The organism is Collinsella sp. BM28 (assembly GCF_054551995.1).
Genome location: NZ_JBTOLJ010000001.1, coordinates 1,329,941 through 1,351,400, shown reverse-complemented (window position 1 = coordinate 1,351,400; position 21,460 = coordinate 1,329,941). Strand labels below are relative to the sequence as shown.

General features: G+C 62.6%; 18 protein-coding genes. 16 read left to right on the top strand and 2 right to left on the bottom strand.

Translation table 11 applies throughout. The features are described 5' to 3' along the window. Nucleotides 1-153: 153 nt before the first annotated feature. From secA to ACX9NZ_RS05875, 10 genes are all read left to right on the top strand, one after another. The gene (gene secA / locus ACX9NZ_RS05920; protein WP_118653589.1) at nucleotides 154-3,129 is read left to right on the top strand and encodes a preprotein translocase subunit SecA; all 2,976 of its coding nucleotides are present in this window, start codon (nucleotides 154-156) and stop codon (nucleotides 3,127-3,129) included. Then, entirely contained in the window at nucleotides 3,129-4,259 is a 1,131-nt protein-coding gene (prfB, locus tag ACX9NZ_RS05915; protein WP_294122520.1) for a peptide chain release factor 2, read from the top strand. Before secA ends, prfB begins: the two co-directional genes overlap by 1 nt. A 7-nt stretch (nucleotides 4,260-4,266) precedes the next feature. Then, nucleotides 4,267-5,154: a YitT family protein gene (locus tag ACX9NZ_RS05910; protein ID WP_407495661.1), complete on the top strand. Its 888-nt coding sequence runs from the start codon at nucleotides 4,267-4,269 to the stop codon at nucleotides 5,152-5,154. Nucleotides 5,155-5,263: 109 nt separating this feature from the next. Continuing rightward, nucleotides 5,264-6,427, top strand: a complete 1,164-nt coding sequence (gene ftsE, locus ACX9NZ_RS05905) for a cell division ATP-binding protein FtsE (protein ID WP_294159507.1) — start codon at nucleotides 5,264-5,266, stop codon at nucleotides 6,425-6,427. Next, on the top strand, nucleotides 6,414-7,361 hold the full coding sequence (gene ftsX / locus ACX9NZ_RS05900; protein WP_294122522.1) for a permease-like cell division protein FtsX: 948 nt from the start codon (nucleotides 6,414-6,416) through the stop codon (nucleotides 7,359-7,361). The genes ftsE and ftsX overlap by 14 nt, the downstream gene beginning before the upstream one ends. A gap of 337 nt (nucleotides 7,362-7,698) precedes the next feature. After that, entirely contained in the window at nucleotides 7,699-9,897 is a 2,199-nt protein-coding gene (locus ACX9NZ_RS05895) for a ribonuclease R family protein (RefSeq protein WP_407495658.1), read from the top strand. A 119-nt stretch (nucleotides 9,898-10,016) separates the two neighbouring features. Next, nucleotides 10,017-10,874, top strand: a complete 858-nt coding sequence (locus ACX9NZ_RS05890) for a tetratricopeptide repeat protein (RefSeq protein ID WP_118653583.1) — start codon at nucleotides 10,017-10,019, stop codon at nucleotides 10,872-10,874. 2 nt (nucleotides 10,875-10,876) lie between these two features. After that, nucleotides 10,877-11,365 carry an SsrA-binding protein SmpB gene (smpB, locus tag ACX9NZ_RS05885; RefSeq protein WP_118653582.1) on the top strand — a complete coding sequence of 163 codons (489 nt, stop codon included), beginning with the start codon at nucleotides 10,877-10,879 and terminating at the stop codon, nucleotides 11,363-11,365. Nucleotides 11,366-11,584: 219 nt separating this feature from the next. Then, a complete protein-coding gene (locus ACX9NZ_RS05880; RefSeq protein WP_199588894.1) occupies nucleotides 11,585-12,094 on the top strand; it encodes a flavin reductase family protein in 510 nt (169 codons plus the stop codon). Between the two features lie 227 nt (nucleotides 12,095-12,321). Beyond that, nucleotides 12,322-12,459: a rubredoxin-like domain-containing protein gene (locus ACX9NZ_RS05875; protein WP_118653581.1), complete on the top strand. Its 138-nt coding sequence runs from the start codon at nucleotides 12,322-12,324 to the stop codon at nucleotides 12,457-12,459. Nucleotides 12,460-12,567: 108 nt separating this feature from the next. On the opposite strand, the gene ACX9NZ_RS05870 is transcribed toward ACX9NZ_RS05875, so the two are convergent. After that, nucleotides 12,568-13,290 carry a M48 family metallopeptidase gene (locus ACX9NZ_RS05870; protein ID WP_294122528.1) on the bottom strand — a complete coding sequence of 241 codons (723 nt, stop codon included), beginning with the start codon at nucleotides 13,288-13,290 and terminating at the stop codon, nucleotides 12,568-12,570. 272 nt (nucleotides 13,291-13,562) lie between these two features. On the opposite strand from ACX9NZ_RS05870, the gene ACX9NZ_RS05865 reads away from it, so the two are divergent. The 3 genes from ACX9NZ_RS05865 to ACX9NZ_RS05855 all read left to right on the top strand — a co-directional run bounded on the left by ACX9NZ_RS05865 (nucleotide 13,563) and on the right by ACX9NZ_RS05855 (nucleotide 16,263). Beyond that, nucleotides 13,563-14,846 (top strand): uracil-xanthine permease family protein, encoded by a 1,284-nt coding sequence (locus ACX9NZ_RS05865; protein ID WP_302741705.1) that lies wholly within the window; start codon nucleotides 13,563-13,565, stop codon nucleotides 14,844-14,846. A gap of 114 nt (nucleotides 14,847-14,960) precedes the next feature. Next, complete coding sequence (locus tag ACX9NZ_RS05860; protein ID WP_407495654.1) at nucleotides 14,961-15,731, top strand: AAA family ATPase; 771 nt, start codon at nucleotides 14,961-14,963, stop codon at nucleotides 15,729-15,731. 103 nt (nucleotides 15,732-15,834) lie between these two features. Then, the gene (locus tag ACX9NZ_RS05855) at nucleotides 15,835-16,263 is read left to right on the top strand and encodes an FKBP-type peptidyl-prolyl cis-trans isomerase (RefSeq protein WP_039910319.1); all 429 of its coding nucleotides are present in this window, start codon (nucleotides 15,835-15,837) and stop codon (nucleotides 16,261-16,263) included. 117 nt (nucleotides 16,264-16,380) lie between these two features. On the opposite strand, the gene ACX9NZ_RS05850 is transcribed toward ACX9NZ_RS05855, so the two are convergent. Then, on the bottom strand, nucleotides 16,381-17,796 hold the full coding sequence (locus ACX9NZ_RS05850) for a hypothetical protein (protein ID WP_407495652.1): 1,416 nt from the start codon (nucleotides 17,794-17,796) through the stop codon (nucleotides 16,381-16,383). 282 nt (nucleotides 17,797-18,078) lie between these two features. Between ACX9NZ_RS05850 and ACX9NZ_RS05845 the strand changes: the two genes are divergently transcribed. The 3 genes from ACX9NZ_RS05845 (at nucleotide 18,079) to tgt (ending at nucleotide 21,388) form a co-directional block, all read left to right on the top strand. Next, nucleotides 18,079-18,879 carry an SDR family NAD(P)-dependent oxidoreductase gene (locus ACX9NZ_RS05845; protein WP_294122533.1) on the top strand — a complete coding sequence of 267 codons (801 nt, stop codon included), beginning with the start codon at nucleotides 18,079-18,081 and terminating at the stop codon, nucleotides 18,877-18,879. 697 nt (nucleotides 18,880-19,576) lie between these two features. Next, nucleotides 19,577-20,035 (top strand): hypothetical protein, encoded by a 459-nt coding sequence (locus ACX9NZ_RS05840; RefSeq protein WP_294122536.1) that lies wholly within the window; start codon nucleotides 19,577-19,579, stop codon nucleotides 20,033-20,035. A gap of 213 nt (nucleotides 20,036-20,248) precedes the next feature. Then, on the top strand, nucleotides 20,249-21,388 hold the full coding sequence (gene tgt, locus ACX9NZ_RS05835; RefSeq protein ID WP_330006324.1) for a tRNA guanosine(34) transglycosylase Tgt: 1,140 nt from the start codon (nucleotides 20,249-20,251) through the stop codon (nucleotides 21,386-21,388). Nucleotides 21,389-21,460 lie beyond the last annotated feature (72 nt).

Genomic DNA, 21,460 nt, shown 5'->3' with positions numbered 1-21,460 from the left:
GCCGTGTACAGGGTCGTTTTGTGTGCACATACATCCTGCGCATAGCTTGTGCGCCATTTGGCTAAAGTTTCCTTAACTGTGTCTATGCGTCAACGCGAGTATCGCGCGCGAATGTGCGCTGCCCGCTCTGGCGCATCGTGAAGAGGAAACCACATGGGATTCGTTTCTAAGCTGCTGTCCTTCGGCTCCGACAAGGACCTCAAGCGCTATTGGAAGACCGTCGACGCCATCAACGCGCTCGAGCCCGCGTATGAGGGCATGGGCGACGAGGAACTCCGTGACCAAACGCGTGTGTTCCGCGACCGCCTGGCCGCCGGGGAGACGCTCGACGCCTTGCTGCCCGAGGCGTTTGCCGTCGTGCGCGAGGCGTCCAAGCGCACCATCGGTCTTCGCCACTTCGATGTGCAGCTCATCGGCGGCATGGCTCTGCACGAGGGGCAGATCGCCGAGATGAAGACGGGCGAGGGCAAGACGCTCGTGTCCACGCTCGCCGGCTACCTGAACGCGCTTTCCGGCAAAGGCGTGCATGTCGTCACGGTCAACGATTACCTTGCCAAGCGCGACTCCGAGTGGATGGGCTCCATCTACCGCTTCCTCGGACTCAAGGTGGGTCTGCTTCAAAACGGCATGCCGCTATCCGACAAGCGCGACGCCTATCAGTGCGATGTCATCTACGGTACCAATTCCGAATTTGGTTTTGACTACCTGCGCGACAACATGGTTTTGCGCGCCGGCCAGCGCGTCCAGCGCGATCACGCCTTCGCCATCGTCGACGAGGTCGACTCCATTCTCATCGACGAGGCGCGCACCCCGCTCATCATCTCGGGCGCGGGCACCAAGAGCGCCAGCACCTACAAGGACTTCGCCCGTGCCGTGCGCGGCCTCACGCAGGGTGAGGAGGCCCAGTTCGACATGCTCGCTGCCGGTGAGCCCGTGGAGGCGACCGGAGACTTCGTCATGGACGAGGCCAAGCACACCATCGCCGCCACTGAGCAGGGCTTGAAGAAGATCGAGCAGCGCCTCGGCATCGACGACATCTACAGCGACCTCTCCGGCGCCCTCGTCAACCACCTGCAGCAGGCGCTCAAGGCGCAGTACATGTTCCATCGCGATAAGCAGTACGTCGTCACCAACGGCGAGGTCAAGATCGTCGACGAGTTCACGGGTCGCATCATGGAGGGTCGCCGCTACTCCGAGGGTCTGCACCAGGCGATCGAGGCGAAAGAAGGCGTGCTCGTGCGCGAGGAGAACCAGACGCTCGCCACCATCACACTGCAGAATTATTTCCGCCTGTACGACAAGCTCTCCGGCATGACCGGTACCGCCATCACCGAGGACGCCGAGTTCCGCGAGATCTACAACCTGCCGGTCCAGGTGATCCCCACCAACCGACCCGTCGCCCGCGTCGACCACGATGACCTGGTGTACCGCACCATCGACGCCAAGTTCAACGCCGTCGCCAGCGAGATCGAGGTGCGCCACGCGAACGGCCAGCCCGTGCTGGTGGGCACCGTCTCCATCGAAAGCTCCGAGCGCCTCTCCCGCCTGCTCAACAAGCGCGGCATCAAGCACGAGGTCCTGAACGCCAAGTTCCACGAGCGCGAGGCGCAGATCGTGGCCCAGGCGGGACGCTTGGGCGCCGTCACCATCGCCACCAACATGGCCGGCCGCGGAACGGACATCCTACTCGGCGGCAACGCCGAGGAGATGGCGCGCGACGAGCTCATGCGCTACGACTTCGGCATCGACGCCGAGGTGCTCGATCGCATCCTCCACGAGGCCAACTGGCGCCTGCTCGCCAAGGACGAGAAGGAACTCGAGCCGGTGGAGCGCACCGTCTTCAACCAGGTACTCGAAGGCATTCGTGCACTTGGCATCGATATCGACACCGCAACCTTCGCCGAGATCGCCCGTGTCTACGAGGACCTGGTGCGCAAGACGAAGGCCGTGTGCAGCGCCGAGCACGACCAGGTGGTCGCCGCCGGTGGCCTCACGGTGATCGGCACCGAGCGCCACGAATCCCGCCGTATCGATAACCAGCTTCGCGGCCGCGCCGGCCGTCAGGGCGATCCCGGCGAGACCCAGTTCTATCTCTCGCTCGAGGACGACCTCATGCGCATGTTCGGCGGCGAGCGCATGGACAAGATCTCCAACCTCATGATCGCGTCCGACATGGGCGACGATATGCCCATTCAGCACAAGATGATCTCCAAGGCCGTGGAAGGCGCCCAGCGCAAAGTCGAGAACATCAACTTCTCCATGCGCAAGAACGTCCTCGAGTACGATGACGTTATGAACAAGCAGCGTCAGGTCATCTACGCCGAGCGCAACAAGATTTTGGACGGCAAGGATCTCTCTAACCACATCGACGAGGTCATTGACGACACCATCAAGCGCTGCGTGACCGAGTTCTGCCCGGTTGACTCGCATGAGGGCGAGCGTGATCTCGAAGGTCTGCATAAGTGGGTCGTGGAGCTCACCGGACGCCCGGATGCCCCTCAGTTTGCGGACGCCCCCTATGGGGAGCTCTGCGATGCGGTGCTCGCGTTTGTGGAGAAGGCCTACGACGCCAAGGCCGAGCGCCTGGGCGAGGGCCTCATGCAGGAACTCAACTGCCAGGTCATGCTGCGTGTCATCGACACCCGCTGGATGGGCTACCTCCAGGAGATGGACTATCTCAAGCAGGGCATCGGCTTGCGTGGGTTCGGTCAGCGCGATCCGCTCGTCGAATACAAGACCGAGGCGTTCCGTGCGTTCCAGACGCTCGTCAACACCATGTACGAGGACTATCTGCGCACGGTGATGCATGCCGAGTTCAAGAACCCCGATGCCGCCCGCGCGCGGATCGAGGGGGAGCGCAACCCCGCCCTCGCCGGCGCCCGCATGAGTGGTCCGGCCGAGGTCGATGGCGACACCGGCTCATCCACCATCCAGCGCCAGGCCGCGCAGCAGGCGGTGACCGCCGGTGCTGGGCGGGCACCCCAGGGGACCTTGGGTAACGCCGGTTCCACCGTGCGCACGTACCGCAAAGACCAAAGCGGCGACCCGTACTCAAACGTGGGTCGCAATGATCCGTGTCCGTGCGGCAGCGGCAAGAAGTTCAAGAACTGCCACGGTAGGAATCGCTAATGGCGGCGGATGCAAGCGCTGAGTCGATTCTGACAGAGCTGGATGCCCTCGCTGCGCGTTTGACAGAGGTCGAGGCGTATCTGCATATCGACGAGGCCAGGGGTCGTGTGACCGAGCTCGAGCAGGCCAGCTCTGCGCCGGGATTTTGGGATGACGCCGACGCTGCTCGCGCGCATATGGCGGAGCTCTCCCAGGTGAAGGGCGACGTCGAGCTGGTTGACCGCGCGCACGAGCGTCTTTCCGACGCCCGCGCCGCACTCGAGCTGGCCGAGGAAATGGGGGAGGACGGAGCCGAGTTCGTGGCGGAGGCCGCGACGGCTGCCGAGGAGCTTACCCGCGCCATCGATGAGATGGAGCTTTCCAGCTGGTTCACGGGAGAGTTCGACCACGGCAGCGCCATCTTGTCCATCAAGCCCGGCCAGGGCGGCCTAGAGGCCCAAGACTGGACCTTCATGCTGTTCAAGATGTACATGAAGTACTGTGCCCGTCGTGGCTGGAAGGTCACGGTGAACGATTGCCCCGCAGCGGAGGTCATCGGCATCGACCGCGCCACCATCACGGTTGAGGGCAAGGACGCGTTCGGCATGCTCCGTGCCGAGGCGGGCGTGCACCGCCTGGTGCGCATCAGCCCCACGGATGCCAAGAAGCGCCGCCAGACCACCTTCGCCGGCGTCGAGGTCATCCCCGTTTTGCCCGATGACATCGAGATCGAGGTTGCGCCCGACGACATTCGCGTGGACGTCTACCATGCGAGTGGCCCTGGTGGACAGGGCGTCAATACCACCGACTCCGCCGTTCGCGTCACGCACATGCCCACGGGTATCGTGGTCACCTGCCAAAACGAGCGTAGCCAGATCCAGAACAAGGCGGCGTGTATGCAGATCCTGAAGGCACGCCTGTACGAGCTGGAGCTCGAGAAGCGCGGTGAGATGCTAGACGAGATTCGCGGACCCAAGACCGACATCGGCTTTGGCAACCAGATTCGCAGTTATGTCCTGTACCCCTATCAGATGGTGAAGGACCTGCGCAGCGGCGTGGAGACAAGCAACGTGGACGGTGTGCTCGAGGACGGAGATCTCGATCCGTTCATCATCGGCTACCACCGCTGGGCTACCGAGCAGGCGGAGTAAGGGTCATATGGCACGGCGCATCGACATCAACCGCATCATCCAGTCGCAGTTCGTGAGCGACCTGCCGCTTATCATCGCGGGTTGCGCGATCGCCGCGTTCGCGACGGATGCCTTCATGATTCCCAACGGCCTTGCCGCCGGTGGCCTGACGGGTCTCGCCACCATCATCGCCGAGCTCGGGCGACGCGTGGGGATTAGTCTGCCCGTTGGCTTGCAGACCATTATCATGAACGCGTTGCTGCTGCTCGTGGTCGTGCGGTCGGGCGGGCTCAAGTACGTGGTGCAGACGGTCACGGGCTTTGTGCTCTTCGGTTTCTTCACCGATCTGTTCGCCCCGCCCGTGCTCCAAGTGAGCCATAGCGACCTCATGCTTTCGGCGTTGTGGGGCGGTATCATCTCGGGTATCGGTTACGGGCTTGTGTTCCGCTGCGGAGCCAACACGGGCGGTTCGGATACCATTGGCCAGATCATCGCACGTAAGAGCTCGCTGCCGGTGGGTGCCACGGTCATGGCGATAGACGTCGCGGTGTGTGCCGCCTCCGCCCCGGTGTTTTCCCTCACCAACGCACTGTACGCCGCCCTTGCCATGGTCGTCATGGGATATGTCGTGGATGCGGTGGTCGATGGTGGCAACAGCCAGCGCGCCGCCTTCATCATCTCCGATGCCTACGAGGATATCGAGCACGATATCCTGCATGCCATGGACCGCGGCTGCACACGTCTCATGGCGCAGGGGTCTTGGACCAAGAAGGACCGGCCCGTGCTGTTCTTTGTGTTGAGCCGCCGCGAGGTCTCGATCATCAAGACGGTCGTCTACGAGCACGATGCCAACGCTATGCTTATCATCACCGATGTCAACGAGGCGATTGGATACGGGTTTAAATCCATTGGGTAGAACTGGTCCCCGATGCCCCGGCGCTTGCCGTGTTGCTTTGATGGTAGACCCGCCGTATTGCTAAAATAGGAGAGTCTGTAGTTCAAACGCACGACTCTAAGGAGCTCTAGTGGGTAACCACTTCCGTACCCCCGGAGACGAGCAGGCTGCACCTCAGGTGCCCCAGGTTGATCCTGTGAGCCCTTTGCACGCCGCTCCGTCACCGGATGTGCAGGACCGGTTGTTCGATCAACCCGTTCCGCAGAACACCCCCCAATCCATGTTCGATGCTCCGGCCACGCCCGATGCGCTCGAGTCTCAGGTGTTCGCCGCCGCCCAGCAGGGCGAGGCGGCTCCGTCTCCGCAGCCTGCGGCGAATCCGCTGTTCAACGTGCCCGCGCCCGATGCACCCGCCGCAACGCCTGTGAGCGTTCCGTCCCCCATGGATGCGCCAGCCCCCGCGGTCACGCCCGATCAGGCGGCCGAAGTCGCGTCCCTTGACGCGGCACTTGCGAACAATCCGGACTTCACCACGGTGTTCGCGCCCGTCGACGACTCCCGCGCCCGCCAGGCGCGCGAGGCCGGTGTCGAGCCCGTCATCCTCATGGAGCACGTCACCAAGATCTACCCGGCGCAGCCCAACAAGCCCGCGCTCGACGATGTGAACATCGAGATCTATCCGGGCGAGTTCGTCTTCTTGGTTGGCCACTCCGGTTCTGGCAAGACTACCCTGCTCAACACCATGCTGCGCAATGTTAAGCCGACCAGCGGCCGCGTGATGGTGGCGGGCCAGGATCTCATGAAGATCAAGAACCGTAAGATCCCGTTCCTGCGTCGCCAGATCGGCGCCGTGTTCCAGGATTACAAGCTGCTGCCCAACCGCACCGCCTACGAGAACGTGGCCTTTGCCCTGCAGTGCATTGGCAAGCCCAAAGCGGTCATCAAGGCCCAGGTCCCCGAGGTCCTGCGTCTTGTCGGCCTGGGTGATCAGATGGATTCTCTGCCAGACCAGCTTTCCGGCGGCGAGCAGCAGCGTGTCTCCGTTGCCCGCGCTATGGTCAACCGGCCGCCCCTGCTCATTTGTGACGAGCCAACGGGCAACCTCGACCCGGCGATCTCGCTCGGCATCATGAAGCTCCTTGAGCGCATCAACCGTACCGGCACGACCGTGATCGTGGCCACGCATGACCGCGCCATGGTCGATTCCATGCAGCGTCGCGTCATCGCCCTTGAGGGCGGTCGAGTGGTTCGCGACCAGGAGAGGGGAGGCTACGGCAACTATGGCGCCTTCTAATCTCGGATATTCCACCAAAGAGGCCTTCCGCCACTTCTTCCGCAATTGGACGACGTCGTTCGGCGCCGTCATCACCATCTTCCTGTCCCTGTTCATCATCGGCTTGTTCATCGTCGGCTCGGTGCTCGTCAACTCGGCCATCGGCAACGTCGAGGACCAGGTCACGATCCAGGCCTACATCTCCGATGACGCCTCCGATGAAGCCGTCGAGGCCTATCAGGACAAACTCGAGCGCATGGACAACGTCAAGAACGTCGAGTTCGTGAGCAAGGAGGACGCTCTCGAGGAGTACAGCTCCTCGATCTCGAGCAATGCCGACGCCACCCTCTCGGCGCTTGACGGCCAGAATCCGCTGCCGCGCTCCTTCCGCATCGAGATGGAGGATCCCTCTCAGGTCGAGGCCATGGCCGATGAGATCAAGGCCGACTCCGACTTCCGCGAGATCGTGGACGATGCCAACACCGACGTCGACGACAAAGACGCCGATGTCGCTGAGAACGTTCGTTACGGCCAGGAGGAGGTCTCCCGCCTGTTCCAGCTTACCAACTACATTCGCATCGCGGCTGTGGTGTTGGTTGCCTTGCTGACTTTTGTGGCGTTCATCTTCATCAACAACACGATTCGCCTGTCCATCACCGCGCGTCGCCGTGAGATCGCCATCATGCGACTCGTTGGCGCGTCCAACGGTTTCATTCGCGGGCCGTTTATCACCGAGGGTGTGCTCCAAGCTCTGCTTGGCGCGCTGTTCTCCATTGGCGTGCTTGAGCTGTTCCGCAACCTGGTGATTCCAAAGGTAGCTTCCGGCATCAGCTTCATGAGCTTCAATGTGCCCATGGAGATCTACTATGCCACGTACGGCGCACTCGTCCTCCTCGGCGTGATCATCGGCCTGTTTGGTTCGGCGATTGCGATGAGGCGCTATCTCAAGGTGTAGAGCGCGAACGTCGTTCGATCCCATCGGAGACCCCCTGGGTCATCCCACGTAAACGTCCTCGGCCGGCGAGCTTTGCTCGGCGGCCTGCGGAATGTTTACTTAGGGATGACCCAGGGGGTCTCCTGCTCTCACGGCGCTGCGCGCGTGGTGGCGGGGGTTTGGTGTTGTGGGGTTGACGTTGGGTCTGACGGGGTCTTTGTTGTGGCGGCCTCGGGTTTTGCCGGGGACGGGGCTGGTGTGCAGTGACCTGAGGTTCGGTTGAGGGTTTGTCGGGCACCCTTGGGTTTGGGTACAAGAGAGCTGGTTTGAATCGGCTCTATTTGGACGAGAGGAATGCATGGGTAGAGGAAAGCGCGGGAAGAACGGACGGCACGGGCCTGCTCGGTCGCGGCGGTTGCCGGGGCTTACGGGGACGGTGCGCGTGTATGACTCGCACGCCGAGGTCGAGACAGCGGAGGGTACGTACCGCTTGGGCTCGCGCTCGATGCGCGAGGCGATGCCTGGCGACCGTGTGTACGTAAGCTTGCATCGCGGTCGCGGCGGAGCTCGTCGCGCGGTTGTGGAGCACGTGATCGAGCGTGCGGCCGAGGCCGTTGTGGGCACCTTCGAGCTGGCTGGTCCTCTGGGCGCCGTACGTCCGCTCGACGCGCGCATCAAGCAGGATTTCTTCGTCCTTCCCTCTGATGACTCCCCTGCGCGTCTCAAGGTCACGCCAGGCGATATCGTCGCAGCGCACATCGTCGAATATCCTTCCCGTGCGGAGGCCGGTGTGGTCACCATCGAGCGCCGTATCGGCGATGCCAACGAGCCGAGCCTGGGCATCGAGTGCATCATGGCGCGGTATGGACTTACGGACGGGTACCCTCAGGAAGCGATCGATGAGGCCGCGGGGCTCTCGGTCGATGTCGAGGCCGCTTTGGCCGATCCGCTGCGTCGCGATATCCGCGATAGGTTCGCCATCACGATCGACCCCGTCGATGCTCGTGATTTTGACGACGCGATCTCCGTTGCGCGCACCGTGCGTGGCGGGTGGATGCTCGGCGTGCACATCGCTGACGTGTCCCATTACGTTGACTGGGAAAGCTCGATTGACCTGGAGGCGCGTCGCCGCTCGACATCGGTGTACCTTGCCGACCGCGTGTTGCCCATGCTTCCCGAGCGCCTGTGCAACGATCTGTGCTCGCTGCGGCCCAATGAGGACCGGCTCGCCTTTACCGTCGACATCGAACTCGACGCGCGAGGCCGCGTTCGTGCATATGAAGCGTATCCGAGCGTGATTCGCTCGCGCGTGCGCTTGGATTACGGTGCTGCAGACGCCCTACTTGCTGGAGATGTTCCCGCTGCGGCGTCTGCTGTACACGACTCTGTGCCCGCGCCCGTTCATGGAGGACCGGGCTGTGGGGCCGGCGACGCGCTTGATTGCCCACGGACGCCTGAACCTGGCACGGCGGACGCTGCGACCGTTCGCCGTGCCCACGCCGCCCTCGACGCTGCTCGCGTCTCTGGCGTCGACCTCGCCTCCTTCCTCAGAAACGCAGACGCGCTTGCCTGCGCTCGGCGTGAGGTTCGTCGTAAGCGCGGCTCGATCGATTTCGAGACGTCCGAGGTTCACGTGCTCTTGGATGACGAGGGCATTCCCATCGACATCGTCACGCGCGAACGTAGTGCCGCCACCAGCTTGGTTGAAGAGGCGATGTTGCTCGCCAACGAATGCGTCGCTGAGTTCCTCTCCGACCACAATCTGACTGCGGCGTACCGCGTGCATGAGGAGCCCTCGGCAGACACGCTAGCCTCTGCCGTCAAGACGCTCACCGAACTCGGTGCACTTGAGGGTGGTCTTGCAGCGGGCATCATGCTGGGGGAGCCGCGTGCCATCGCCAGCGCGGTCGTCGATGCCCATGGCTCGCCGATGGCACCGCTGGTGAACGCCCTGCTCCTGCGTGCTCAGCAGCGTGCTGTGTACCGGTCGGAGAACGGCGGGCACTATGCGCTCGGTGCCCGCGCGTACTGTCACTTCACGAGCCCCATCCGCCGTTACCCCGACCTTATGGTGCATCGCGTGCTCAAAGTGGCACTTGCCAAGCGGGAGCTGGGGAAAAAGGAGGCTGCGACCCGATCCCCCCGTCTCGTGGGCAAGGGTCCCCAGTCGCTCGTGCAGGTGTGTTCCGCACTCTGCCGACAGGCGAGCGACAACGAGCGTGCTGCCGACGCGGCGGCGACGGCCTCGCAAAAAATCAAGGTCGCACAGTTCTTCGCGGGGCGCGTGGGGGAGCGCTTTGCTGGAACGGTTTCGTGGATTTCGGACATGGGCGCATTCGTGCGTTTGGATGACACGGGTGCCGAAGGCCTGATGCGCATGGCGGCGCTTGGTGCCGAGTGGTGGGAGTACGACGACATCCGCCTGCGTCTTGTGGGTGAATCGAGTGGCACGGTGATCGAGCTCGGGCAGCGTGCGATAATCGAGGTGGCTTCCGTCGACGTGTTGCGTGGGCACCTGGATTTCAAACTCATCCATATCGAGGGCCCCAATCGCTAGCCCGTGAGGGCTCCCGTATGCCGATGAGATGGGGCGTCCGGCACCGGGTCTTTCGTGTGTTTCGTACCTGTACGCTTCTGCGCTACACTGAAGCCTCGACTCTTTTCTAGGAGGACACCATGGATATGCCCATTGCGGCGCATGACATCGATTATGCCGAGGATCTGCTGGCGGAAGGCGAGCTCGATACGGCGCGCATGCTGCTCGAGGAACTTGCCGCCGAGGCTGGTGAGTATGCCGATACCGCTTGCATCGCCACCGAGGCACGCCAATGGTTCAGCTTTGCCAACCCGTTCGAGCGTCTTGCCTATCGTCGCGTGGAGCAGGATCCCCGCGAGCTCACGCAGGTAGACGCTCCGCTCGATCGTCTCTATGCGGCACTTGCCTATGTGTACGTGCAAAAACGCGACTATGAGCTTGCGCGCGATGCGCTCAAGCAGGCCGTGCGCTGGAATCCCATGAATTGCGCCCACCGCCTGAACCTCGCCGAGGTCTATCGTGCGCTCGGGGACACCAGGGAGTGGGCGGCGCTTTCGGCTTCAGTTCTCGAGCGTGCCACGACTCCGCAAGCGCTTGCGCGTGCCTTTGCGAATTTGGGCCATTTTTTCCTGTCTTGCGATAAGCTCCCCGCCGCGGAGGGTTGCCGTCGGGCGGCGATTCGCGCGTGCGCCGATGACGCCGCCGCCACGGCTCTCGCCTCGCACCTTGACCGTGAGCATCCCGAACTCGCCGAGCTCTCCGATGCCGATGCGAACGCTGCGGTCGAGGGGGAGGGCCTGGCAACCGGTGCCAATGCCGAGATCGCCGTGTGCCTGCTCATGTGCGCAACGGACGCGGCCGATGAGGGCGACCGCAATGAGGCCACGCGCCTCACCCTGCTCGCCCGCGATTTGGTCGGAGCTCCGGCGTGTGAGGCCCTCCTTCGCCTCATTCGCGAGTCTGACGCGGAGCTTTCCAACGAACAGGGAGGTGAGTAACTATGGCAGACGGATTTGCTCGTAAGCCGCGCAGGGAAAAGAAGCTTATCGCCAAGAACCGTTCGGCTCATCATGAGTACTTTATTGACGAGACCTTCGAGTGTGGGGTCGAGCTTGCCGGTACCGAGGTACGCAGCCTGCGTGAACGCGCCTGTCAGATCACGGACTCCTTCGCCCTTATCCGCAACGGCGAGTGCTGGCTTCATAACGTGCACATTCATCCGTATTCCAACGGATCGATTTTCAACCGTGATCCCGATCGCCGTCGCAAGCTGCTGCTTCACCGCAAGCAGATCGACTATCTCGACGGTAAACTGCGCACGCGCGGGGTGGCGCTCGTGCCCTTGGAGTTGTATTTCAACGAGGATGGCCGTGTCAAGCTTCTGCTTGGCCTTGGCCGAGGTAAGAAGCTGTACGACAAGCGCGAGGACATGGCCAAGCGCGACGTGCAGCGCGAGATCGATCGGGCTCTCAAGCAACGTAGCCGGTAATCGCCCATTTTCCTTCAGACGGGCACCCATGTGCGATCGGGTGCCCGTTTGCGTTTGAGGCTCTCGGCATTCGATGCCCATGCAATGGACGCTGCCTGCGCGGACGCGTTCGACGTCCCTCCCACCGACTCATACGGATGCGACCGTCCCCGCGCCTTTGTAATCCCTATACTGGTGATAAGCGCGTGGCACGCGAGACATTTGAGAAAGGGGAATGTCATGGCTATCGATTCCACGGCGATGTTCGCGATGAGCTATGGGTTGTATGTCGTGTCTGCAGAGGCGGACGGCACCAAGGCGGGATGCGTGGTCAATACGGCGGTGCAGGTGACCGCCGAGCCCATTCGCATGACGGTCGCGGTGCACAAGGACAACGTGACATCTGGGGTCATCGCAAAGGCGGGGGCGTTCACAGTTACCGCAATCGATCAAACGGCGGACATGCCCTACATCGGCAACTTCGGCTTTCGCTCCAGTGACACCTATGACAAATTCGAGAAATACGAGACGGCAATCTCGGAGGTGGGGAGCCCCTATTGTCCGGAGCACGCGTGCGCGGTATATGCATGCAAGCTGATCGACAGCGTCGACGTGGGGACACATTATCTGTTCGTCGGCGAGGTCGTGCAAGCCGAGCGGCTTTCCGATGAGCCGCCTCTCACGTATGCTTACTACCACAGCACGCTCAAAGGCAAGACGCCCCCCAAAGCGAGTTCGTATCAGGGGTAGCGTCCCCGCTGGCATGGCCGGCTTGAAGTCTAGCGGGACGGTTACTGCGCGCTGCCCGATGCGTCGCATCCTTAAAGAAACTGCTTGATAATAGGAAACCATTCCGATAACATATCGGAACGTTTGAGGGAGATCCGAGATCGTTCATGGGAAGCTTGGCGTGTCTCATGTTCGGTAAACTTGGGTATACTCAACCTACGTTCAATCGCCTGTGAAAGGAGCCAATCATGGCTGACAAGACTTACAAGTTCGTTTGCGTTGTTTGCGGTTTCGAGGTCGAGGTCGACACCCCCGAGCTGCCCGAGGATTATGTCTGCCCCGTCTGCGGCGTTGGCCCGGATCAGTTCGAGCTCGTCGAGGAGTAGCTTCGAGTTTCGAGGGGCGATTCGTTCGCTCGTAACAAGCAACTCAATTTGCAGTAGGGACGTCTTTTCGGAGGCGTCCTTTTCATTGTGGGAGATATGCCGGGGTAATTACAAATCAGCCATAGGCAGTTTTGCCTCGAGCTCGTCGTCGTGATCGCTCCGCTTCTCCGTGTCAGGCGAAACGGGGCCTTGCCTGAGACGCTGGGCGAGAGCCCGGTTGTCGGGGCAGAATTCGTCGAGTAATGCGTGGAAGCGCGCGTTGTGGCTGGGTTCCAGCAGGTGGACGAGTTCATGGGCGACCACGAACTCAAGGCATTCGGGTGGATAGGCGGCGAGGCGGGCGTTAATGCGAATGGCGCCTGTGGACGGGGTGCACGAACCCCAGCGCGTCTTCATCGTGCGGATGCTCCACCGCGAGGCGTGGACGCCCATCCTCCGCTCCAGTCGAGCAGCGATGCGGGAAAGGACGCGCCCCAGTTCTTCGCGGTAGAGGTTGTCGATGGCGTCTTGGCCGCGGTGGTCGGGGCCGAGGGGCGTGAGGTCTCCCCACAGCGGGTACGAGGTTCGTCCATCGCCATCGCTTTCCCCCTCGGTTGGGGAAATACGCGTGTTCCGCATCTGGGCGCGGCGGACGCGTTCGATTATCCAGCTTGCCTTGCAGTCCAGAAACGCCTGCGCGCGGGTGAAGGAGAGGCGCTGTGGAATGCTGAGTGCGACCGACCCGTCGCCGCGGACGCGCAGGTTGAGGTTCTTTACGTGTTTGCGAGTGACCTCGACGGGGATCTCGAGCCCATCGGCGTGCAGGGTGAGGACGAGGCGGGTGTCGCTCATGCGTTGCGGGCTCCTTTCGAGGTCGGCGGGCCTTTGGTTGGTGGCGCCTTGTCGCGCCGCTGGTGCACCGCGCATGGACGAGCGGCCTCGGCCGCGGGTTACGTGGCTGACGTGAACTGGGGTGCAGCGAGTCGCGGGGCGAGACGGATGGATCAGCTGCAGTCCGCATCACATCGCTGCGCAAACTCTTCTAGCTTGCGCGCGTCGTCGCACTTCTGTTGCGGGTTACACGGTACCATAGACTGAACTGTCGCCTACAGAAAGGACCGCCCATGAGCAACCGCGAACGCGAGGTCATCGGCGTCGACGACCGGGTCTCCCCGGCGCGCGCCATTCCGCTGGGAATCCAGCACATGATGAGCATGTTCGGCTCCACGGTGCTCGTACCCGTGCTGACCGGCCTCGATCCCAACGTCGCCATCATGTGCTCGGGCATCGGCACCATCTGCTACCTGCTCGTGACCGGCAACAAGATTCCCAGCTATCTGGGCAGCTCGTTCGCCTTCATCAGCCCCATCCTCGCGGTGGGCGCCACGCGCGGTCTCGACGCCGCCATGTCCGGTGTGATTGTGGCGGGCGCAGTGTTCCTCGTGGTGGCGGGCATCATCAAGCTCGTCGGCACGGGCTGGCTTGACCGCCTGCTGCCGCCCGTGCTCGTTGCCTCCGTCATGGTGGTCATCGGCGTGGGTCTGTCCGCCACCGCCGCCAACATGGCCTTTATGGGTACCGACGCCGCGGGTGCATCGGTGTTCAACCCGCAGGGCGCCCTGGTCGCCGCCGTCACGCTGCTCGCGGCGGTGATCTTTTCCGGGCGCGGCGGCATCGTCGGCACGGTGCCGGTGCTGCTCGCCATCATCGTGGGCTATGCGGTCGCCGTGGCGTTCGGCATGGTGGATTTCGCGCCCATCGCCCAGGCCGCATGGATCGGCCTGCCCAGCATCAGCTTCCCCAAATTCGACATGGGCGCCATCGCGCTCATCGCGCCGGTCGCCGTGGTCACGGTCATCGAACATATCGGCCACCTGCTCGCCGTGGGCGAGATCGTCGACAAGGACTATCGCCCGCTGCTGCCGCGCTCACTCGCCGGCGACGGCCTGTCCACCATGATCTCGGGCTTCCTGGGAGGTCCTCCCACCACCACGTATGCCGAGAACATCGGCGTCATGAGCGTCACGCGCGTCTACTCCACCCAGATCTTCTGGTACGCGGGCGGATTCGCGCTCATCGTCGGCGGCCTGTGCCCCAAGCTCGCTGCGCTCATCAACTCCATCCCGAGCCCGGTCATGGGCGGCGTGTGCCTGCTGCTGTTCGGCCTCATTGCCTCCAACGGCCTGCGCATGCTCGTGTCCAATGGCGTGGATTTCGACGTGAACCGCAACCTCATGATCGCTTCGGTTGTCATCATCCTGGGCGTGGGCATGGAGACAGCGGGCATTGCCATCCCGTTGGGCGACTATACTCTGCCCGGCATGGCGACCTCCGCGCTCGTGGGCATCATCTTGAACCTGGTGCTCCCGCCGGAGAAGAACGCCGAGCCGAAAGGGTCTGACGAGTAACCAACGAACTGCCTCATGTGACGAAAGCCCTCTGTCACCTCATCGTGACGGAGGGCTTTGTCTTGGCGCGCGCGTACAATGACAGCATTTGGGGCACGGACGATAGGGGGCGTCATGCTCGATGGTGAGCTGTTCATATCTTCCGTTTCGATTCTGTGGGAGCTTGTCCACGGAGACGAGTACCTGCGCCGTATCTCCGCGCTCGCGTCGCTGGGCGAGCGTTCGCTCGCCTTCGACTCGAACGTCACGTTTTTCGTTGGCGAGAACGGGTCGGGTAAGTCGACCCTGCTCGAGGCCATGGCGGTCGCGTATGGCCTCAACGCCGAGGGAGGCACGTCCAACTACACGTTTGCCACGAGGGATTCCCATTCCGTCCTCCACGAGGGCATTTACATGGAGCGGGGGCGTTTGGCGCCGCGCAGCAGCTTCTTTTTGCGGGCGGAGAGCTTCTATAACGTCGCGTCCGAGGCCGATCGGTGCAGCATGAGGCCGGGGCTTCCGGGTGCGATGTACACGAATCCCGTTACAGGCGCAAGGGTCCCGCTGCACGAGATGAGCCATGGGGAGGCGTTTCTCGGATTCATCCAAGACGGCTCCCGGGACAATGGCCTGTATTTTCTCGATGAGCCCGAGGCGGCCCTTTCGCCTGCGCGGCAGCTGACCTTGCTGTACGAGATGGACCAGCTTGCACATCACGGCAGCCAGCTCATCGTGGCTACGCACTCGCCCATTCTCTTGGGGCTTCCGGGTGCGCGCATCATCTCATTTGACGATGGTGAGTTGCATGAGATCGGTTACGAGGAGACTGAGAGCTATCAGGTCACGGAGCTCTTTATCAATAATCGGGAGCGCATACTGCATGAGCTGCTCGAGCCTTGGGTATAGTGGTTCAACGTGCCGGCGGGGAGGCCTGAACTCGCCTTCGGCCATTTTGCAAGCCTTCCGCCTTCATCCGGGCGGGGATTACTACTATTGAAAGAGGATGCACATGTCCAACCAGGGTAAGACGGTCAAGGCCCACTACCGCGGCACGCTCGACGACGGCACCCAGTTCGATTCCAGCTACGATCGCGGCGAGCCCATCGAGTTCGTGGCCGGCGCCGGCCAGATGATCAAGGGCTTCGACGCCGCCGTGCTCGACATGGAGGTGGGCGAGAAGAAGACCGTCCACATCCCGGCCGCCGAGGCGTACGGTGAGCGCTCCGAGGACATGATCCTCTTCTTCCCGGCCGATCAGGTGCCGGATTTCGAGAAGATCGAGGTCGGCATGAAGCTCTTCCTGCAGGGTCCCGGCGGTATGCCCGTGCCCGTGACGGTCGTCGAGGTCTCGCCCGAGGGCGTCAAGCTCGACGCCAACCACGAGCTGGCAGGCTGCGACCTCAACTTCGACATCGAGCTCGTCGAGGTCGTGGAGTAGCGTCGCGTTCGCGCCGTCGCTAGGGCCGATGGCCCCTTGGCTCAAGTCGAAGCCCGGCTCCTCATAGCGGGGGCCGGGCTTTTGCGTGATTGCCGCCGTCACGTCGGGGCAATGGGGCTATTGGGCGAGATACGTCCAAACCAGCATGAGCACCACGACGAGCACGATGCTGGCAATTGCAAGTACGAGCTTCAAGCGCGCCCCTCGCGTGCGCTCGCGGACGGTCTTTTCGGCGGCGGCGAGCTCCTCGACTTCGGCGACGCGGTCAATGCGCTCGGCACGATCTGCCTCGAGGGCATGGGCAAGAGATACGGTCGCCTCGGGATGCGCGTGGATCTCATTGGCTTCATCAAGCGTCGATTGGGCGGCGTCCGCCTCCTTTTGCGCAACTTGGGCGGCGTGCTCTTCGGCTTTTGCCTCCTTTTCGCGTTCGGAAATCTCGCCACGCAGTTTTTTCTGACGCTTCTCGGCGTCATCTTTCGCCTCGCTGTACGCATCTCGCGCGCGGTCCGCCGCCGCTGCGACGGCGTTGAATGCCTCGCGTGCCGACGCCATGGGCTTCTCTGCCTCGGCGACGGCGGCGCGAGCCTCGTCAATTGCCGCTTGGGTTTCTTGTTCGATGCGCGGAACGTCATCCTTTGCCGTTCGCAGCGCGCACGCCGCGTCGGAGATCTCATCTTCGAGCTCGCGTTTGCGCACGGAGTACCCAGCGGGATTGGCGGAAGGGTTGCGCTGGATCTCGGCGTATTCGGCATTGAGCGTCGCCAGCAGCGACTCGGCGCTCTTGACCGTCTGCTGTACGGCCGAGACGCCTTCGTCGTGCTCCTTGACCGTACGCTCGAGATTCTCCTGCGCATCATCGAGCCGACGCTGAAGGCGTTTGCCGGATTCGCGCGATGACCGCTCCTTGTCCTCCGCCGCATCGACGGCGGACTTGAGGCGACGCTCAACGGAGGCGTCCTCGTCTCGCATCTTCTCCAGGTTGTTTTTGAGTTCGGCGACTTCTGCGGCTATTGCGGCGCGACGCTCCTCGGCGGCCTCACGTGTCTGAACGGCGGCGTTCTTGCGAGCTGTTTCTTCTGCGACGATCTCGTCATAGCGCGACTCGATGTCGCGGCGGCGCGCGAGTTCGCGTTCGCGAGCGGCTATGGTGTTGTCCAGGCGCTCGAGCTCTCCGCGCGCCTCGCTGTGAGCGCGATGGGCTGCGCTCATCTCCTTCATGCTCGCCACGCCCTCTGCAAAGAACGCACCTACTGCCCGCGCGGCGTTGGTTTCTGTCCGGTCAGGCATGTTGGCCAAATCGGTTGAGCCGGCTGGCTCGGTGGTGCCGGTCGCGCCGGTCGAATCAGCCGAGATGGCCGAACCTGTCGAATTGGCCGAACGGGCCGAACCGGTCGGCTCAATGGCTCGGTTTTCGGGCTCGACTGCGACCCCATCTGCGTGTACTTCTTTGGCTGAGTCGCTGTTGGTTGCCGTCTCGTCGTTTGGGTTTGACGTCGCATCAACAGGCTGCATATCGTCACGTTCGCTCATGGTGCCCCTTTCGCATGCGGTCGATGCCCGCCGTTCGTATGGCTCTATCATACGGCGCGGTGCGGACGCATGGCTTTGGCTACCTTGATTCCAAGACGTTTTCGCATACTTGTCTTAGCGCTGCCTCTGGGAATGGGCGGTCTTGTTTATCCGTTTGGCGAATCGCGGAACGCCGCTTAACGAACAGCGTTGCCGGCTTTGATTGCGTGAGGTGTAAGAGGGGTATGGTTGCGGTAGTTGTGTGCAGGTTTCTGCACAATAATTAATTGAGAGGAGAAAGACATGGGGCTTTTCACCGGTAAGACCGTAATCGTCACGGGTGGCGGCAAGGCCACGCTCCAGGATGGTTCCGCCGGATCCATCGGTTACGGCATTGACATCGCATTCGCCAAGGAGGGCGCCAACCTCGTCATCACTGGCCGCAACGTGGCAAAGCTCGAGGCGGCCAAGGAATCGCTCGAGGCCGAGTACGGCATCGAGGTCCTTCCCGTCCAGGCAGACGTCTCCGCCGGCCAGGACAATGAGGCTATCGTGCAGCACGTCATCGACGAGGCGATTGCCAAGTTCGGTCGTATCGACGCGCTCGTGAACAACGCCCAGGCCTCTGCATCCGGTGTCACCATTGCCGACCACACCATGGAGCAGTTCGACCTGGCCCTGTACTCCGGACTGTACGCGACGTTCCTCTACATGCAGAAGTGCTATCCGCATCTTAAAGAGGCCAAGGGCTCCGTGGTGAACTTCGCCTCCGGTGCCGGCCTGTTCGGCAATTACGGTCAGTGTTCCTACGCCGCCGCCAAGGAGGGCATCCGCGGCCTGACGCGCGTTGCCGCGAACGAGTGGGGCAAGGACGGCGTCAACGTCAACATCGTCTGCCCGCTTGCCTGGACCGCCCAGCTGGAGAACTTCCAGAACGCGTATCCTGAGGCCTTCGAGGCCAACGTCCACATGCCGCCGGCGGGCCACTACGGTGACGTCGAGACCGAGATCGGCCGCGTCGTCGTTCAGCTGTGCGGACCCGACTTCAAGTACATGAACGGCGAGACCCTCACACTTGAGGGCGGCATGGGCCAGCGCCCGTAAGGCAAGACTGCGTTGCAAGGCCACATCGGCGGACCTGATGCCGATGTGGCAATCGCCCCCGGCGAACGGCCTAGCACCGAATCGTTACCGCCTTTGACGGGTGGAATCAAGGCGTGCTTTGGGTTGTAATCGATGCGTTCATGTTCCCATTGGCAAGGGGCGACTGGATTGGCGTGCGATTCGGTCGGACGGACCCGCATTCGGCCTCCCATTTCCCGGCAAGAGGCAAAAGCTGGGGGTGGGAGGCTTTTGCATGGCTTCGCGAGGCGAGGCGAGCCGCCTTTCCGCAAGGGTGAGCCGACTGCCCGTAAGTCTGAGCCGCCTTTCCATGGTCGAAACGGCACGCAAGCCGCCTTTCCCGTGGCCGAAGCGGCTCGCAAGTCGCTCATTGCTCACAAACTTGAGCTTTTTCGTATTGAAAATTGGTTTCGTGAAGTAGGGGCGGCTCTGCGTCCATAATCGCCACAGGTCATGCGCTTGCCACTGTTGTCGCTACTTTCTATTTCTCGATATCGATACGAAAAACCTCAACTTGTCCTGTCTCTCGCCCGTTCCGTATGCTCGTGGCGCGTCTCGCGCACTCGGAGTCGGCTGATTTGCCATCGGCTGGTGCATGCAATGCCGCCATCCCTGCGCTTGGAAGAACGAACGGGTCCATAGCGGGTAGAATTGAGCAACCGACTTGGAAGGGAAGACGATGGCACGTCAGGATATCGAGATTGATGAGGCGCTCACGGCGGTGGAGGACGCGCTTAACTGCCTTGACGCCGCGGCGCGTGATCTCAAGAGCGCCGGCAACTGGGGATGGTTTGACATCTTCGGTGGGGGATTCTTTAGTTCACTGATTAAGCACGACAAGATGCAGGCCGCGCGCCGCCACCTCTCCGCTGCTCAAGCGTCACTGGCACGCCTGGCAGACGGGCTGGATGACGTTCAGGGCTTCGCCGGGCTCGGCCCCGACGTCGGCGACTTCCTCCTCACTGCCGACTGGCTGTTCGACAACGCCTTCATGGACGCCATGGTCCAGCAGCGCATCATGGAGTCGAAGGGGCGCGTTGACAAGGCGATTTCCCAGTGCGAGCAGGTGCGCGATCAGCTCCTCTCTCTCAAGCGTCCCAACCGCGGCGCAAATAACGGACTACCGGGCGCGGAGTAGGCAAAACGACAGATGTAAAAGGGTTTGGACAGACATATTATGTGCTGCTCAGGCGGGAGTGCGCGGAAAGGGCGTGCCCGATAGTACAATAAGCGGCTGATATCGCGCGGTGCCGCCGGCGCGCGGATGCGAGGTCCCCTTCGCGGGAGCGCCTCGCACGGAAGGGCGATCGCCCCGTGTGCGCCCGGCACCGAATAACCGAGGAGCCGTTTCATGGATCAGTCCCTGTTCAAGTACGAGATCGTCGTCGAAGACCCCAAGACGCATGCCCGTGCGGGCATTCTACACACGCCGCACGGTGATATCGAGACCCCGATTTTCATGCCGGTGGGCACCAAGGCGAACGTCAAGGGCATTCCCACCGAGACGGTCAAGGACCTTGGCGCCCAGATCGTGCTCGCCAATACCTATCACCTCGCCATGCGCCCCGGCGCGGACACCATCGCCGAGCTCGGAGGCCTGCACGATTTCATGAATTGGCACGGCCCCATCCTCACGGACTCGGGTGGCTTCCAGATCTTCTCCCATTCCGACGCAGTCAAGCTCACCGACGAGGGCGTGCGCTTCATCGCCACCGATTACGACGGCTCCCATGTCTTCTGGACGCCCGAGGACAACATGGAGATCGCCATGAAGCTCGGCAGCGATATCTGCATGCAGCTCGACCAGTGCCCCGGGTACCCCGCCACGCGCAAGTTCGTGGAGCGCGCCGTCGAGCTCTCCAGCATGTGGGCCGAGCGCTGCTACAAGGCCCATACCCGCGATGACCAGGCCCTGTTCGGCATCGTCCAGGGCGGCATGCACCTCGATCTGCGCTTGCGCTCCCTCAAGCACCTCGAGGAGATCGGCGACTTTCCCGGCTACGGCATCGGCGGCTATTCCGTGGGCGAGCCCCACGAGGTCATGTTCGAGACGCTCGAGCCGCTCGTGTCCGAGCACATGCCGCGCCGCAAGCCCCGCTACCTCATGGGCGTGGGCAACCCCACTACGCTCGTGCGCGGCGTGGGCTGCGGCATCGACATGTTCGACTGCGTCCTGCCCACGCGTACCGGCCGTATGGGCACGGCGTTCTCCAGCACCGGCCGCATGAATCTCAAGAACGCCAAGTTCGCGAAGGACCCGCGCCCCATCGACGAGAAGTGCACCTGCCCGGTGTGCACCGGCGGCTACTCTCGCGCGCTCATCCGCCACATGGTCACACAGAAGGAGATGCTCGGCGGCATTCTGCTGTCGCAGCACAACATTTACTTCCTGCTCGACCTCATGCGTCGCGCGCGCCAGGCCATCATCGACGGGCGCTATGCCGAGTTCCAGGCGGAGTGGATGGATAGCGAGGGCGCGGCGGACTTCTAGTCTGCCCGGCAATTGAAAGAGCGGAGGGTTCATCGCCCCCGTCCGCATTGCGCAATCGTCCCCGTTTGCGCT